Origin of the sequence: Kitasatospora sp. NPDC004799, assembly GCF_040609095.1 — a bacterium.
Classification (GTDB): domain Bacteria; phylum Actinomycetota; class Actinomycetes; order Streptomycetales; family Streptomycetaceae; genus Kitasatospora.
Genome location: NZ_JBEXJK010000186.1, coordinates 1 through 15870, shown reverse-complemented (window position 1 = coordinate 15870; position 15870 = coordinate 1). Strand labels below are relative to the sequence as shown.

Here is a 15870-nt window from a genome sequence, read left to right as displayed (position 1 = left end):
GAAGCGCTCGCCCAGCTCGGGGAAGCGCTCCTGGTAGCGCCGCACCTCGGCGCGCAGCAGGGCCCAGACCGCTCCGGGTCGGCCCCGCCGTGCAGGCCGGTGGCGAGCACCTCCTCGTAGCCGGGCAGGATCCGGTAGCCGACCAGGTCGCCGAGGTAGGCGACGGCCCAGTCGGCGGCCGTCTCCACGAACCAGTCCCGGTAGCCCTGGTCGATGCCGTCGCGGACGACGTCGACCTGTTCGGCGATGACGGCCAGCAGGGCGCGCAGCGGCTCGCCCGCGTCGGCGTCCCGCAGCCGGTGCCACTGCGGCAGCAGCTCCGCCAGCCCGTCCGGGTCGCGGCTCGTGCGCACCTCAGTCATGCTCCCGCCTCGCTTCGCTCGCTCATCGGACGATCTCCTTGAGGATCAGGGTGTCGGGCAGGTTCGGTGACAGCAGGGCGAGTTGGGCCGGGCGGATGCCGCGGAACACCGTCAGCACCCGGCCGGCCGGCAGCGGGCGGGTGTCGGTGACGTCCGGGTTGAGGCGCAGCAGCTCCGCGACCGCGAGGCCGTTGCGGGCGGCGATCTCGGTGAGCGTCTCCCCGTCGTGCCGCACCCGGTAGCGCTGCTCCTCGGAGCGGGCGAGCCGGGCCGGGACGGTCGGCTGCGGCCGGACGAGCTGCTCGGACAGCCGCTCCAGGCCCTCCGGGGTGATGCTGCCGGGCACGCCGGTGAAGGCGTCCACGTCGACCCGGTCCACGCCGGGGACGGCGTGGGCGACGGCGAGCACCTCGGACAGGTGGGCGCTCTGGCCGAGCTGGCGCCCGGCGTAGCCGAGGCGGTCCAGCAGGGCGCGGCGCAGCGCCGGTTCGACCACGTCCCAGGAGTGGTCCGGGTGGACCTTCACGCCCATCGCGACCACCAGCAGGACGAGTTCGCGCAGCGCGACCCGGACCGGCAGCCGCGGGTCGCCGTAGGCGGTGAGCGCGGAGTGCAGGGTGCGGATCAGGTCGGAGTCCTCGGTGAGCGGGATGTCGTCCACCCCGGCCACCGTGACGTGGACCAGCTCCCGCCGGCCGTCCGAGAGCCGGGTGGCGCTGGCTCGACCGATACCGGCGCGGGAACGGGTGAAGTCCTCGTAGTCGGGCACCGAGACCAGCCGGTCCAGTGCGGTGACCGCGAGCGGGATGGTGCGCCGGGCGAGGCCGGGGCCGTCCGGGCCGGCGCCGCCGGTGGCGGGCAGCGGGTTGACGACGGCGGAGACACCGAGCGGGCGGGTGGTGAGCTGGGTGATCCGGCCGGCGCCGACGTTGCCCGCCTCGCCGATGCCGATCCGGTAGCGGGCCCGGACGTTCTCCCGGCCGGTGGGCAGCCGCGCCCCGTGCACGCCGTCGCCGAAGGTGACGGTGGTGCGGCCGTCGGAGGAGGTCCCGGTGACGTAGACCCGCTCGTCCGGGCCGCGCCCGGCGAGGCTGTCCACCTCGTGCCAGCGCACCCCGTCGACCCGGACCTCCAGGGTGCTCCGCGCGCCCCGGGGGGTGTCGGCGGCCAGCCAGGTGAGCGGGGACTGCCGGAGGGCGAAGCGCTGGCCCGGGAGGCCGGCGTCGCCGCTGCCGATGGCCTCGTCGCGGGTGGCGCCCTGGGTGGCGCGGACCACGTTGCCGAGGATCTGCACGGTGTCGCGCCGGTAGCGGTGGGCGAGCGGGGCGCTGAGCGTGATCGAGGTGCGGACGGTGTCCCCGGGCAGCCGCGGGTCGACGCCCTGCTCGACCCCGGCGATCATGGCCAGCTCGGTGCCCCGGACCCCGGTGGTGTTCGGGATGTCCGTCCGCTCGCCGCTGACCGCGATCAGCCGGCCCGGGGTCAGCCCGTCGTAGAGCCGGGCGAGTTCGATCCGGCCGCCGTGGACGTCCTCGGTGACGGGCTCGTCGGCGAGCCGCAGCGACTCGCCGCGGGCGTAGACGGTGGCGTCCCTGATGTCCGAGAGCTGGGTGTCCTTGTCGTCCAACCACGGCTGCTGCAGCGTCAGTTCGGTCACCTTGCCGGTGATGCCGAAGTCGGCGCGGGAGATCACCCGGACGTCCGTCACCCGGGTGATGACCTCGGCGAGGTCGCGGCTGCCCGGGATGCCGCCGTCGATCCCCTTGCGCGGGCGCTGGACGACCACCCAGCTGCCGGGCGCGATCTGGTCGTACACCGCGTCCAGGGCGAGGACGGTGCCGGAGACCGGCTGCAGCTTGGTGGTGAACACCACCTCGACGGCGGGCGCCGACTGGTCGGTGGCGGTGTAGCGGTGCACCTTGACGTTCAGCTCGCCGGACTCTCCGCTCTTCTCCTGGCCCGGTTCGAGCCGGTAGTCGAGCGCGGGGCCGGGCCCGCCGTCGATCTTCACGTGGATCCGGCCGTCGGCCTGCGGGCGGGAGACGAAGACGGTGCGTTCGGGCAGCTTGGCGAGGAACCGGGCGCTGACGCCGGGCTCCTGGTCGGGGGCGGGCACGGCGGCGCGCAGGTTCGGCCCCGGCGCCGGCGGATCGGTGGTGACCACCTTGACCTGGCCGGGCCCGAACGGGAAGGTGTGGTCCCACGGCAGCGAGAAGCCGCTGTGCACCAGGCTGCCGGCCTCGACGTAGGTGAAGTCGGCGGTCTTCGGGACGGTGCCGGCGTCGTCGAAGGTGACCCGGACGCCGATCAGCGTGCTGCCGGCCAGCGGCCAGTCCACGTAGCGGTCGATCCGGCCGTCGTTGCCGTAGACGGGCTTGAGCGGCGCGGTGGCGCCGAACGGGGTGGCGACCACCCGCATCGCCTGGATCTCGTGCACGGCCAGCGGCGCCGTCAGGTCGACCCGCCGCCAGGCCGGGTAGAGGCCGTCGCGCAGCCGGGGGTCGAGCGCGGACAGCAGCTGCGCGCCGAGGTCCGAGCCGGGCGCGAAGAGGCGCTGCGGGTCGCGCGGGAGGTCCCGGGCGCTGAGCGGGGGCCGGACGGGGGTGGTGCGCAGCGCCGCCAGCAGCGAGCCGAGCCCCCGCAGCGCCGGGTCGGCGTCGGAGGGCGCGGGCCGGTCGGGGGCCTGGGCCGGCTCCAGCTGGTGGGCGCGGTCGCGCAGCCCGGTCAGTTCCTCGCCGAGCCGGTCGAACCAGTCGGCCACCGGCCGCTGGGATCGGGCCAGTTCGGCGGCCTCGGCGGCCCGGGCGACCACCGGGGCGAGCCGCTCGGCGAAGTCGGCCGGGGTGCCCAGCGGGCCGGACGGCCGGTCGAGGTCGGCGCGCAGCGGGGCCAGCACCTGCTCGTCGAAGTCCCCGATGATCCGGCTGTGCCCGGGCCGGGGGTTCGGGGCGGTCTCGGAGACGGTGATCCAGTCCGCCAGTTCGGCCCGCAGGTCCTTGAGGGTGCGCAGGTCCCGGGGCAGCCCGATCACCGTGACGTCGTTCTCGCGGTCGATCCGCACCTCGGGCACCAGCCGCAGGACCCGGTGCGCCGCGTCGGCCGCCTTGTCGGCGCTGAAGACGAACAGCAGCCGGTCGCCGGGCTTGAGGTTGTTGGCGGTGCCGGCGGCGAACAGCTCGGCGCGGCCGCCGGGGTTCAGCTGGCCGGGCGTCAGCTGGTACGGGCGGCGGCGCAGCACGGCCAGGTCGTTCCAGGCCGAGCGGGCGGGGAGGTCCTCGGCGGTCTCGAAGGACTGCGGGTCCTCGCCGGGGCCGGGGACGCTCTGGCTGCGGGCGCCGCGCGGGACGACCACGGTCGGGTCCTCGGCGGCCCGCGGGTCGTGGTCGAGCGTGTACGCGAGGTGGGTGTCGGCGGCCACGCCGGGCCGGGGCCGGTGCCCGACCAGCCGGCCGAGCAGGGTGAGCGAGGCCTCCTCGGTGGCGGTGTGCAGGTAGCCCTCGTTGGCGATCCGCTCCGAGTAGAAGGTGAGCACGTCGGCGAGGACGGCCCAGGAGTCCAGCAGCGCGATCGCCGGGTCGTCCGGGGTGCGGACCGTCAGGTCGCGCAGCGCCGGGTAGGCGGGGCCGGACAGCCGGGCGAGCAGGCTGTCGAGGAACTCCCCGTAGCGGCCGACCCGGTAGCCGACGGCGTCCAGCCCGGGCGGGTTGAACAGCGGGGCCGGGGTCGCGGTGGCGGTGCCCGAGCAGCCGCAGGTGCACTGGCCGGTCATCGGCCGCCTCCGATCACGAGCGAGAGCCGGCCGTTCTCCGGCCGGTCGGGGTCGTTGTCGCAACTGGCGATCTCCAGCGCGCCGATCCGCAGCAGTCCGTCGGCGGGCTCGACGTCGTCCCGCCCGAACTGCCGCCGCAGCCGGGTGACCTGGGCGCTGACCACGCCCGGTACGGCGGCGGCCGCGGCCACCAGCCGGGAGACCCGCACCGGCTCGCCGAAGCCCAGCGCGTCCGGGTGGAAGAAGCCGAGCCGGCCGTCCGGCAGCGCCCGGCTGCCCAGCACCCGCCGCACCTCGGCCAGGACGTGGCCGCGCTGGTACCCGGCGGCGGCGCAGAGCCGCAGTTCGAGGTCGAGCGGCACCAGCAGGGCGGGGCGGACGACCAGGTCGTGGCCGATCCGGCGGTACGCCTCCAGGCCGTCCGTGACCGCCGCCAGCAGGGCGGTGCCCGCCACGGCGTTCCCGTACGGCTCGACGGCGACGTGGACCTCCTGGCCGCTGCCGGTCCAGCGCAGTTCGGCGGCGGCCCGCCGGACGCCGGGCAGGGTGGCGGCCAGCTCCGCGTAGTCGGCGGCCGTGACGGCGCGCAGCCGGCTGCGGCTGAGTGCGAGCGGGGCCAACTGCCGTACCTGGTCGAGCGGTTCGGGTTCGGTCCCGCCGGTCGCGGGCAGCGGGTTGCGGACCCGGAGCACCGCGTCCTGCGGCCGGGCGGAGCGCCCCTTCGGGCGGGGCGGCTGCTCCTGGCAGACCACCAGGTGGTTGATCGCCTCCGCGCCCACGTTCCCGGCGGTGCCGTTGCCGATCCGGTACGCGACCCGCAGCTCGCTGCCGGGCCGGGGCGGCAGGCCGTGCCGGCCGTCGCCGAAGCGCAGCGCCAGGCGGCCGTCGTCCTCCGGCTCGCCCACGAAGTGCCGGTCCCGCCGGCCGTCGGCCAGCAGGTCCCGGCGGGGCGTCCACTCCTGGCCGTCGGCGGCGGCCCGGACGGCGGGCAGCGCGGCGCGCGGGTCCTGGACGGCGATCCCGCTCGCCGGGCCGGCCAGCGCGGGGGAGTCCGGGTCGAGCCCGGCGGCGTACCGGGCGCCCCAGCTCTGGGCCACCTCCCAGACGCCGCTGCGCCGCAGCACCCCGCCGGAGCGGGCCCGCGCGGTGAGCACCTCCAGGCGGCGCAGCTTGGCGGCGAGCAGCCGGGTGCGGCGGGCCAGCAGCTCGCGCAGCCCGGCGGCGGGCCGGTCGGCGAGGCGCAGCTCGTGCACCACCTGGGCGCCGAACAGCAGGGTCAGTTCGGCGAGTTCGGCGCGGGAGAGGTCGTGGCCGCGGTTCGCCCGGTGCCACAGGTCCTCCAGCCGCTGCCGGACCCGCTCCGGGATGCCGGCCAGCAGCTCGGCCTGGGCGGCGCAGACGTGCGCCCGGTCCGGGTAGCCGACCGCCTGGGTGACCGGCGCGTAGCGCAGCACCGGGCGGAAGGGCTGCGGCAGGACGGGGTAGCGGGTCTGGTCGAGCAGCGTCTCCAGCACCGCCGCCTGGGCGTCGGCGGTGGGCGGCTCGACCACGGCGCCCTCGCTCTCGGAGGCGGCCCCGGGGGCGAGCCGGACGCTCAGCCCGGCCCGCCGGACGGCCGCCTCGCCGACCAGTGCCTCCAGCTCGCGGACCTGCTCCGGGCCGAGCTGACGGCCGGTCCGGGCCTGGTCGATCAGGCCGTGGACCGCCTCCGCGGCCGGGCTGCCCTCGGTGCGGTCCGCGCAGCCGCACCCGGCCGGACCGCAGGGCGCCACCCGGACCGGCTCCGGCGGCACCGCGAAGGTCTCCGGGGCGCCGCCGCAGAAGGTGAGCGAGCGGCCGTGGTCGACCAGGGCGACGTTGCCGCGGGCGACGCTCACGTCGGCGATCGGGCCGCAGTCGCTCCCGCCGTGGGCGGAGAGGCAGACCGGGAAGGCGAGCGCGTCCTGCGCCGCCCAGGCGACCTCGACCACCGGCTGGTCGTACAGCTCGTCGACCAGGTGGGTGACCGAGGTGAGCCGGACGGCCTGGCGGTGCGCCGGGTCGGCGTCGGCGGCGGCGCCGGTGCGCGGGCCGAGCACCTCCTCGATGACCAGCAGGTCGCCGGGGCGCAGCGCCAGGTGCCGGGTGCGGGCCTCCGCCCGGTCGGCGTCCTGCCAGTCGTCGCGCAGGGTGGCCGAGGTCGCGCCCTCGGGCAGCACGCAGTCCTGGTCGCCCCAGGTCCAGAACCGGATGGTGTTGTGCGCGGGGTGCAGCACCAGGTCCGCCCCGCCGAGCGGTTCGAACACCTCGACGGCGGCGGTCCGGGTGAGCGCGTCCAGCTCCTCGTCCGGGATCACCGCGGCCAGCTGCGGGCGCTCCTGCGGGCCCAGCCGGCCGACGTCGACGGCGGCGAAGCGGAAGGTGCCGCGCCGCAGGGTGAGCGGGCGCTCCGTGGTCAGCGCGACGAACGCCCGGGCGTTGCAGCCGTCGTGCATCGGGTAGTCGACCAGCCGGACGTGCCGGCGCACCGACACCCGGCGGCGGGCGGTGTCGAGGTACGCCTCGGTGGCCACCGCGTCCTGCTGGTAGGAGAGCTGGTCGGCGGTGTAGGCGAGCAGCTCGACCAGGGTGATGCCGAGGTCCGGCAGGTGCCGCTCGGTCCAGCCGGGGGTGGTGAGGCTCATCCGGTCCAGCACGAGCCGCCGCAGGCTCTCGTAGTCGCGGGCGGTGTAGTCGATGACCGGGGCCGGGCGGACGGCGGGCGGGCAGGCCTCCTCGGTGCGGCAGTCGTAGGGGGAGGGGCAGTCGGCGCCGAAGGAGACGTCGGTGCCGGCGTACCTCGGGTCGAAGCCCGGGTACGGGCGGGTGCCCGGGCGGCCGTAGGCGTCCGCCTCGACCACGGACAGCCGGTAGCGGGAGGTGTCGCCGGCCCGGTCGAGGGTGACGTGCATCCGGTCGTCCAGCTCCGGGTCGTCCGCGCGCTCGATGTCGACCGCGAGGGCGCGCAGGCCGGTGATCCGCCGGCCGCCGTCGACGCGGATGTTCTCCGGGCCCAGCTCGGCCGGCGCCCGGCCGAGGAAGGTCACGCTCAGGGTGCGCCCGTCGTCGTCCGGCTCGGCGCCGTCCAGGCCCAGCAGCCGCGCCGCGCGCACGTCGGCGCGGCGCAGTTCGGTGCCGCAGCCGGCGGTGGGGCGTTCGTCCGGGGCCGCGGGGCGTTCGGGCTGCGTCGTGGGGCGTTCGGCCGGGCCGGTCGTCCCGTCCCGCCCGGTCGTCCCGTCTCGGCCGGTCATGCCGCCACCCCGCTCTCGAACACGTCGTGCCGCTGCGAGCCGGTCCGGCGCACCACGTACGCCAGCTCGACCCGTACCACGTTGTCCTCGCTCTCCACGTCGAGCGAGACCACCTCGATCACGTCGCCGAGCCAGCGCTGCAGCGCCGCCTGGACGGACAGTTGCAGGGTGGCCGCCAGCTCCGGGCTGTTCGGCGCGAAGACCAGGTCGAGCAGCCCGCAGCCGAAGTCCGGGTGCATCACCCGCTCGCCGGGGCTGGTGAACAGCAGCTGCTCGATCAGGTCGCGCACGTGGTCGTCGTAGGCGGCCTCGGCGGTGCGCCCGCGGCTGTCGATCCGGAACGGGAACGCGAGGTCCGTCCGGGCCGGGCCGGGCGGCGGGGCCGTCGGCTCGACGCCGTGGGCGTTCTGCGCGGTGTTCGGTGTGCTGGTCATACCCCCACCGCCCGTTGCTGGACGACGGCCACGACCGGCGGCCCCTGCGGGACCTGCTCGGCGCTCTGGCACAGCCCGACGGCGGACTGCGGCAGCGCGGGGGAGCCGTTCACCCGGATCCGGGCGGACGGCACCACCCAGCGGATGGTCACGCAGGGCTGGGGCTTGCCGGCCACGTTGAACGGGCAGCCGGTCACGGTGTACAGGTCGGCCGTGCTGGTGACGGCCTGGCCGGCGACCAGCACCCGGGCCTGGGCCGGCACGGCCGTGGCCTGGGCGCCGTGCGGGCAGGTCACCGTCGCATTGACGTGCAGCAGATTTCCGGGCACGAGACTCTCCCCCCGTCAGGTCACGCTCAGGGCGTCCTGGTTGATGGAAACGGTGGCGCCGACGAGCGAGATCGAGGCGCCCTGGCCGTTGCTGATCCGGATGCCCGAGTCGTTGATCACGATCGAGGCCCCGCTCGGTGTGCGGAGGGTGATCCCCGTGGTCGGATCGTCGGACAGGATGATCACCCGCCGCCCGGAGGTCTCCAGCACCTGGTTCGGCACGCCGGGCGGGCCGGTCGTCGCCTCCACCGGGACCTCGGAGGCGGAGCCGTACCAGCAGCCCGTCCAGATCGGGTAGCTCTGGTCGCCCTGCTCGAACTCCACCCACACCCCCGCCCCGACCGGCGGCACGGCGTAGTGCCCCATGCCCGGACCGGCCACCGGGAAGCACGGCATCGCCCAGGTCGAGGTGACCTCGCCCAGGACGTCGGGCACCTGGGCCTGGATGCGGCCGATCCCGAGCGGGTCGACGTTGTTCACCACCGTTCCCCGGAACTTGCCGAGGTAGCGGGTCGGTTCGGCCATGCTGGCGGCTCCTGCTGCGGGTCGGTCGGGGCTGGTCGGGGCTGGTCGGGGCTGGGTGGGGCCGGTCGGGCGGCCTTACGGCCTCAGGGCACGACGGCCGGCTGGAGGGCGATCAGGCCCTCGCGCGCCAGCGTGAAGTTCTGGGTGTACGCGCCGCGCTTGAGGTTGTGGGTGACGCTCTTGACGAAGTACAGGCCGTCGTAGGTGAGCCCGGCGCCGCGGACCCCGACCAGCTCGCGCGGCCGCAGGACGTGCCCGTACCGGACGACGTCGAGCTGGCCGGAGCCGGTGACGGCGTCCGCCGACTGCATCGCCTTGGCGATGGTCTCGGCGACGGCCTGGGAGCTGTCCTTCTTGGCGGTGTCGGCGATGACCTTCTTCTTCAGCGCCGGCGCGGGCCGCAGCGCGAGCGGCGGACGCAGGATGCTGACCTCCGGCACCGGCAGGACGGCGGACACCTTGGTCGCCGGGAGCTGGATGCGGGCCTCCGGCTCCTCGCGGGCCGTCCCGTCGAAGGCGAAGGTCAGCTGGTCGACGTTGGACAGCGTGTCCATGTTGACGTTCAGCGCGTGCTGCGGGACGCCGAGCCGGATCTCCGGCCCCCAGTAGCCCCGGCTCGTCCCGGGGGCCGGGCCGGGGTCGAGGTAGAACACGTAGCCGTTGGCCTTCGCCAACTCGTTGACGTACCCGAGGTCGGTGCCCTTCTGGAAGTCGATCCGCCGGGTGGGCATCGGCGTCTGCGGCACCAGCTCGGGGATGACCAGCGGCACGATGCCGTACTGCCCGTACTTGCCGATGATCGCGGCGACCCGGGCCGCCGGGGACATCGCCGGGAACGGCACCCCGGCCTGCTCCTCCAGGTCCATCAGCACCGTCAGGTCCTCGCCGGTGACGGTCAGCGTGGACTGGCCGGGCTGGTTGCTGATGCCGACCTCCTGGCGGATGATCACCCCGTCCATCAGTACGGTCGGGGTGCCGGTGACGGTCACCATCAGGACGACGCGGATCTTCGGGTCGAAGAAGCCGCCCGGCAGCAGCGCGGTGTTGATCAGGCCGTGCTTGGACAGGTCGAAGGCGAGCTGGAACCCGCTGCGCTGGCCGGACGCCACCGTGACCTGCGCCGACAGCAGGGCGTCGGTCACCGGCTGCGGCACCGGCACCGGGATCTGCGGGCCCATCAGCAGGCTGAGGTGGATCGACCCGATCGGCCCGCCCCCGGTGACGGCGCCCATGACGGCCGCGGCGTCAGGCATTGCCCACCCCCGGCACCGCGCCGGGCAGGGCGACGGTGATCCGCCGCCCCGGCGTCGCGGTCAGCTCCCGCGGATCGACCACCGGGTTGGCGTCGGCGATCCGCCACCACTGGTCGGCGCTGCCGAGGTAGCGGTAGGCGAGCAGGTCGAGGCGGTCGCCGGCGCTCACGGTGTGCTCGGCGATCGGCGTCAGGCCGTCGGTGCTCGGCAGCAACCGCCGTCTGAGATACGGCACCTGCCGCCCGTCCGGCGTCGTGTGCAGGGCGACCGGGATGCCGTGGTACCGGCTGGTCAGCGGGTACGGCGAGGGCGCGGGCAGCGCGTCGTCGACGGTCATCGCAGCCCCCCGCCCAGGCCGAGCGCACTCAGCCGGCCGTCGGCCGCGCCGCCGACCAGCCGCTCCTTCTGCGCCAGGTGCGCGAGGTACAGCTCGGCCCCGCGGTGCCCGGTCGGCAGATCGCTGACGGTCAGGACGCGCAGGCCGATCGCGACGGCGGCCCTGATCGGGTTCAGCTCGATGTCGAACGCCTCCTCGGTGATGGTCAGTTCGGTCAGCCGCACCGGCAGGATCCGCTTCCCGCCCCAGGTGAACAGCGTGAGCGGCGCCTCGATCGGCGTGACCTCCAGCGTGCCCAGCGCGGCCAACGCCTGGTTGCTGCGCAGCTGCGAGCTGGCCGGCTGCACCAGCAGTTCCAAGGTGGCCAGCTGCGGATGGATCCCGTTGGGGGACGGAACCTCCAGCTGGTCGGTGGCGTCCAGCTCCGCCGTGAACTTCCAGGTCTCGACGGCGGGCCCCTTCAACCGCAACGCCTCCGTCCGGTCCCCACTCCCGTCCGCCCCCGCCACCTGCGGCGCGAGCGACCGCTCCAGGCTGTCCGGATTGAACTGCAGCACGATCACCCGCTGCGCCGTCCCCCGCAACGGATCGACGATCACCAGCCCGGCCCTGATCGGCTTCGGCGCGTCCGTGTACCCGGTCACGAACCCTCCAGGCCGAATCGATCGAATGCGTCGAGAACGCCCGCCGCGAATTCTTTGACGAATGCGTTGGGATCGCTTTCTGCGAGCTGCCGCACGGCCTTCCGGAAAATCGGCCATTCGGAATACGAGACCGCCCACAGTGCCCCTTCGCGGATCCGGTCGTCGGCGGACCGCAAGGAGCTCGAGATCCGCTCGACCAGGCGCTCGTCCGGCTCGAGCGGTGCACCGAGACCCGCACGGGCCACCGCCACGGCCTCGTCGTCCGTCCCACGCGCCGAATCCAGCTCCGCGATCAGTTCGTCGATCGTGAGGACCTCGGGATGAACCTCGAAGACTGCCACCGCCATACCGGCGGCCTCGGGACCGAGGCGACTCGTCACCATGGCGAAGGAGCTGCGGATCGTGTCCTCCTCGATGTAGGTGACCGTCAGTCCGGGGAGGACCTCCCAGGTGGCCTGCAGGGGAGTATTGCGCTCGGCGTCCGCCGGCCGGTACGCCACCTGCTCCCACGCGGGCCATCGGGCGATCAGCTCCATGACCGGCAGCGAATCCTGCTTCCGGAAGATGTAGCGCCGAGACCGGTGGCCGCCGGGTCGCTTGATCACGTTCATTTCACGAGTCCTTCTTTGGGTTTCCACCAGGGCAGTTCCTGCTGCAGGCGCCGCACGATGCTCTCATATATCTTCCGGCGCGTTGCCTCGACATTCCCCTGAGATTCCTCGAAATCGATTTCTCCGAACGTGGAGACCCATCGTCGTACAAGTTCTATCTCGCGATTGGCCAAGTTGTTCGCGTCCTGCTGCCGCTGAAGCTGCTGGAGGGAGTTGAACTCCGTCGTGCCGTGCTCCTTCCGGTACGTTGCCCGGGCGCTCTTGAGCTGTTCCCGGGCGCTCGCTTCCGCGTCCGGGTCCTCGGCCTTCTTTGCCTTGTAGAGCGCGAGACTGGCTTGATCCACCGGCTTCTTGGCCTGGTTCGCCGCCTTCTCTCGTTCCCGCCAGGCCTGGTTGTCCCGCAAGTCGCCCTGGAGGAACTCGGGAGGCGCCCCTTGGCTCGTCAGTTTATTAATTCTCCGCGCTATCGACGAATCCAGTGCGCCCGGCTTCTTGTCCAGTTGCTTCTTCAATTCGGTGGCCGCACTCGACGACCCCTCCGGAACCATGTTGTGCATGTACACCACTTCTCGGAACAGGCGGTCCCGCTTCTCCTTGTCCGGCTCCTGGGCGACCAGCTTGTAGAAGTCCGAGTGAAGGACGGACAGGACACTGGTGCCGGGGTTCCTCCTGCCCTCGATGTCGTGAGCGAGGAGCCCGAGCAGGGCGACCTCCCCCGGGTCGGCTCCGAAGTCCTCGGCGCGTGAGCTCTGGAACGACGAAAGAGCCCGCGCGGTCTCCAAGGACTTTCCGCTCGCTATGACCCTGTCCACGGAATCGACGTAGCGCCCGCTTTCGCCCGTCGTGCCGTTCTCGTCCATCTTGGTCAGGAAGTGGCTTCCCTGGTCGTTCGCGCGGTTGCTCAGCTTTCGGTGCTCGACCCTTCCGCCGCCGGCTCCCTCGAACTTGACGACATTCTGTTGGAAGGGTCGACCGAAACTCCCGGTCAGGGAGTCGCTCACACCCATCATGTGCTCGTTCGCGCCGATCGTGAGCTCGCCCTCGGCATTAGGTTCGACGGCGCGCCCGGCCTTCACCTGGCTGCGGATGTCCCGCTCGACGTCACGAATGAACGCCAGAACAGGCTCAGGGTCCAGGGCGACCCCGTTCAGCACCAGTTTCTGCGGGTTGATCCTGGCGATGTCGGCGAAGGATCCGGTGCCGCTCGAGGACAGTTCGGTCAGGCGGTACCACACGCGTAGGCCGGCCAGCACCGCCTTGTGCACCCGGTGTCCGACGCCCCGGCCCAGCAGGCGCTGGATCCTCGGCTTGATCCTGGCGACGATGAGGTCGAGGCGGTTCTGCTTCGCCTGGGGGGAGTTCTCGCGGGCGCGGCGGTCCGCGCGTTGCTGCTGGCGCTTCTGGTGCCAGGTGCGGAGGCGGTCGCGTTGCTTGCGGTAGGCGTCCCGGATTCTGTGGGCGCCGTTGGTGAGGGCGCGGCCGAGCTTGCTGTTGAGGAGTTTGCGGCCGAGGGTGCGGGCGGCCGTCCGGACGCGGTTGAGGGCGGCCTTGACGGTCTGGCGGGAGGCGTTGAGGGCACGGCCGACGGGGGAGGTGGGGCGGCGGCGGGGGGTGGAGGGTTTGGGGCGGGGGCGCTCCGCGTGCTGGACGGTGTGCCGGGCGGGGCCCGTCCGCGCGGGGCGCGCAGGGCGGGTGGGGCGGCCGGGGGAGGGGCGCTTGCGCAGCGACTGGGTGGCCCGGCGCAGACTGGCCCGGGCCCTGTTGACCGCCCGTCCGGCCGCCTTGCGGGCGCCCTTGCCGGCCCTGGCCAGGCCCTTGAGGATCCGCTGGGCGATCCCCTTGAGCCTGGTGCCGACCGCCTTCCCCGCTCCCTTGAGCTTGCTGAGCAGGAAGTTGGAGATGAAGTCCAGCAGCGCGACCACGCCCGCCGCGACGGCGTCGGCGAACAGGCAGGCGGCCGAGCCGGACTTGACCGCCTTGAGGAAGGCGACGAACTTCCCGATCGCGGCGACGATCTTGCTGATGGTGTTCCAGGCCGCGACCAGGCCCTGGATGATGGCCATGATCGCGCCCGCGGCCGGCACGATCAGTGAGACCAGCTTCTCGACGACGATCGAGACGATCATCCCGGGCAGCGCGGCGACGATCGACTGCCAGGCCATCCGGCCGATCTGGGCCATCGAGATGCAGCCCTTGACCAGGACGTTGACGATCGTGGAGGTCAGGCCGACGACCGACTCCACCTTCTCGTTGAACCATGTCCGCACCGCGCTCTTGATCGCGCCCCACAGGTAGTGCTGGATGCCGTCGATCGCGGCGGTGCCGAGCTTCTTCAGCCACCCGCCCGGGTCGGGGGCGATGTCGGCGATCAGGGCCGCGAACTCGCCGAAGACCGCGATCGCCTTCTGCACGAAGTCGATCGCGTCCATGACCGCCGTGCGGACCGCCTCGATCGCGGCCTTCAGCCCCGCCTCCAGGGCGTTCAGCAGCGCGTTCAGCCCGGCGGCCAGCGCGTCGAGCAGCTTGTTGACGGCGTTTTTGAGCCGGTCCGCCCACTCGTTGACCTTGGCGACGGCCTTGTCGCGCCACTCCTCGATCTTCCGGCGGAACTTGTCCCGCAGTTCGGGGAAGGCCGCCAGCAGCACGTCGCAGATCTTGATCAGCGCGTCCGCGAGCTTGTTGATCAGGTCGACGGCGAACTTCCGCGCCTGGTCGATCGCCCAGTTCGCGAACGTCCGGAAGCCCTCGATGATGTCGTTGATCAGGCCGCGGAAGAAGTCGAAGACCTTGGTGACCGCCTCGACCAGCGCTTCGAAGGCCGCCTTGACCTTGGACTTGACCCACCCCCACCAGCCCTCGGACTCCTCCTTCTTGCGGTCCTTCTCCTTCTGCGCCTTCTCCTCGGCCTCCTTCCGCTTGTCCTGGATCTTCTGGTTGTCCTGCTGCTGGCGGTCCCGGACGTCCTGGTCGGCCTCGGTGCGCTTCTTTCCGATCCGGCCGGTCTTGTCCCGGTGCTCCGCGTCGGCCTCCTGGTCCGCGCCGGAGACCTTCTGGTCCTGCTCGGCGCGCCACTGCTCGCGCTCGCCCGCGACCTTCTCCGCGGCCTCGCCCCGCTCGCCGGCCTGGGCCTCGGCGTTGTCGGCCACCGCCTGGTCGATCTCGGCCTCGTTCTGCCGGCGCGCCTCGGCCTCGCCCTGCTTCTGTTCGGCCTGGGCGGAGCCCAGTTGACCCTGCCCCTGGCCGACCGCGGCCTGGATCTGCGGGCCGCGCTCCTGCTGGGCCACGACGCCGATGCCCGGCTTGGTGCCGGCCGACTTGCGGGCCCCGCCGCCCCCGCGCTTGCGGCCGCCGCCCGGGACGGAGGCGGTGAGGGTCTCCTTCGGCACGTCCGGGTAGATCCGGTCCTCGCCCATCGGCTTGGCGGCGTCCTCCCGGCCGACGCCGAGGATCCTGGTGGAGCTCGACCTGAGCTTCGCCGCCTGCTGGTCGGTGCGCGCCGGGTCGCTCTCGCCGGTCAGCTCGACCTTCGGCGCGGCGCCGACGGTGGTGTTCAGCGCCGGGTCGGTCGAGGGCACGCCGTCGACCGCGACCTGGGCCTGCTGCACCTCCTGCGCCGAGACCTGGTTGCCCGGGTCGTCGGCGACGTGCGGCGGGGCGACCCGGTCCCCGGGGTTGCGGCCCTCGACCTGCTTCTGCTCGGCCTTCTGCTGCTCGCCGTCCGCGCCCTGCGGACCGACCCGTTCCAGCCGCTCCGTCACCGCCTCGGCGGGCGGCGCCGCCTCGGGGGTGCCGGACTGGGTCTGCGGGGCGCCGGACGGACGTCGGGCGGCCGGCGGGGCGCCCTGCAGCCGGGCGTGCTGCTCGTCGACCGTACGGTCCACCGCGCCGTCCACGCCGTCCAGCGTGACGGCCATCTGGTCGGGCGGCAGGCTCGCGGCGGTGGCGAGCGCGCTCTGCGGGTCCTGGCCGGAGACGTCGGGCGGGGCGGGCTGCTCCTGCTTCTCGGCCGGGGCGCCGCCCGCGCCACCGGCCCCGGCCGCGCAGCCGCCGCCACTGGCACCGTCCGGCTCCGCCTCGGTGGTGGGCTGCTGCGGGCCCGCACAGGCGCCGCCGCCGGACTCCAGGGAGGCGTCCGGGGCGGGTTGGGCGGCGAGCTCGGCCGGTGCGTCGGCCTGCTCGGCCGCCGGGCCGGTGGCGGCCCCGGGGGCGGTGTCGGGGGACGCCGCTTCGGGCCCGGCACCAGCGGACGATGCGGAACATCCACGACGCCAGGGCGCCGGAGGCCCGCAGCATCCCGATCTTGCGGTACAGGATGATCAGGGCCTCCTGCGCCGCGT

10 protein-coding genes and 1 pseudogene are annotated in these 15870 nt (G+C 73.7%); all 11 read right to left on the bottom strand.

Annotated elements, in window-relative coordinates; genetic code table 11:
- Positions 1–353: pseudogene (locus tag ABZW03_RS22795) on the bottom strand (hypothetical protein); the annotation flags it as partial.
- Positions 354–384: 31 nt separating this feature from the next.
- Positions 385–4131 (bottom strand): putative baseplate assembly protein, encoded by a 3747-nt coding sequence (locus tag ABZW03_RS22790; RefSeq protein WP_355261183.1) that lies wholly within the window; start codon positions 4129–4131, stop codon positions 385–387.
- The gene (locus ABZW03_RS22785; protein WP_355261180.1) at positions 4128–7400 is read right to left on the bottom strand and encodes a putative baseplate assembly protein; all 3273 of its coding nucleotides are present in this window, start codon (positions 7398–7400) and stop codon (positions 4128–4130) included. Before ABZW03_RS22785 ends, ABZW03_RS22790 begins: the two co-directional genes overlap by 4 nt.
- Positions 7397–7834, bottom strand: coding sequence for a GPW/gp25 family protein (locus tag ABZW03_RS22780; RefSeq protein ID WP_355261177.1), 438 nt, complete (start codon positions 7832–7834; stop codon positions 7397–7399). Before ABZW03_RS22780 ends, ABZW03_RS22785 begins: the two co-directional genes overlap by 4 nt.
- Complete coding sequence (locus ABZW03_RS22775) at positions 7831–8163, bottom strand: hypothetical protein (protein WP_355261174.1); 333 nt, start codon at positions 8161–8163, stop codon at positions 7831–7833. The genes ABZW03_RS22780 and ABZW03_RS22775 overlap by 4 nt, the downstream gene beginning before the upstream one ends.
- Before the next feature lie 15 nt (positions 8164–8178).
- Entirely contained in the window at positions 8179–8688 is a 510-nt protein-coding gene (locus ABZW03_RS22770; protein ID WP_355261171.1) for a phage baseplate assembly protein V, read from the bottom strand.
- 83 nt (positions 8689–8771) lie between these two features.
- On the bottom strand, positions 8772–9941 hold the full coding sequence (locus ABZW03_RS22765; protein ID WP_355261168.1) for a hypothetical protein: 1170 nt from the start codon (positions 9939–9941) through the stop codon (positions 8772–8774).
- Complete coding sequence (locus tag ABZW03_RS22760) at positions 9934–10278, bottom strand: LysM domain-containing protein (protein WP_355261165.1); 345 nt, start codon at positions 10276–10278, stop codon at positions 9934–9936. The genes ABZW03_RS22765 and ABZW03_RS22760 overlap by 8 nt, the downstream gene beginning before the upstream one ends.
- Complete coding sequence (locus ABZW03_RS22755; RefSeq protein WP_355261162.1) at positions 10275–10922, bottom strand: hypothetical protein; 648 nt, start codon at positions 10920–10922, stop codon at positions 10275–10277. Before ABZW03_RS22755 ends, ABZW03_RS22760 begins: the two co-directional genes overlap by 4 nt.
- Positions 10919–11533, bottom strand: a complete 615-nt coding sequence (locus tag ABZW03_RS22750) for a hypothetical protein (RefSeq protein WP_355261159.1) — start codon at positions 11531–11533, stop codon at positions 10919–10921. The genes ABZW03_RS22755 and ABZW03_RS22750 overlap by 4 nt, the downstream gene beginning before the upstream one ends.
- Positions 11530–15447 (bottom strand): hypothetical protein, encoded by a 3918-nt coding sequence (locus tag ABZW03_RS22745; protein ID WP_355261156.1) that lies wholly within the window; start codon positions 15445–15447, stop codon positions 11530–11532. Before ABZW03_RS22745 ends, ABZW03_RS22750 begins: the two co-directional genes overlap by 4 nt.
- Positions 15448–15870 lie beyond the last annotated feature (423 nt).

Excerpts from the sequence above, each read along its gene's own strand:
- ABZW03_RS22790 (WP_355261183.1), bottom strand. The coding sequence starts at position 4,131 with ATGACCGGCCAGTGCACCTGCGGCTGCTCGGGCACCGCCACCGCGACC.
- ABZW03_RS22785 (WP_355261180.1), bottom strand. The coding sequence starts at position 7,400 with ATGACCGGCCGAGACGGGACGACCGGGCGGGACGGGACGACCGGCCCG.
- ABZW03_RS22780 (WP_355261177.1), bottom strand. The coding sequence starts at position 7,834 with ATGACCAGCACACCGAACACCGCGCAGAACGCCCACGGCGTCGAGCCG.
- ABZW03_RS22770 (WP_355261171.1), bottom strand. The coding sequence starts at position 8,688 with ATGGCCGAACCGACCCGCTACCTCGGCAAGTTCCGGGGAACGGTGGTG.
- ABZW03_RS22765 (WP_355261168.1), bottom strand. The coding sequence starts at position 9,941 with ATGCCTGACGCCGCGGCCGTCATGGGCGCCGTCACCGGGGGCGGGCCG.
- ABZW03_RS22760 (WP_355261165.1), bottom strand. The coding sequence starts at position 10,278 with ATGACCGTCGACGACGCGCTGCCCGCGCCCTCGCCGTACCCGCTGACC.
- ABZW03_RS22750 (WP_355261159.1), bottom strand. The coding sequence starts at position 11,533 with ATGAACGTGATCAAGCGACCCGGCGGCCACCGGTCTCGGCGCTACATC.
- ABZW03_RS22745 (WP_355261156.1), bottom strand. The coding sequence starts at position 15,447 with ATGGCCGTCACGCTGGACGGCGTGGACGGCGCGGTGGACCGTACGGTC.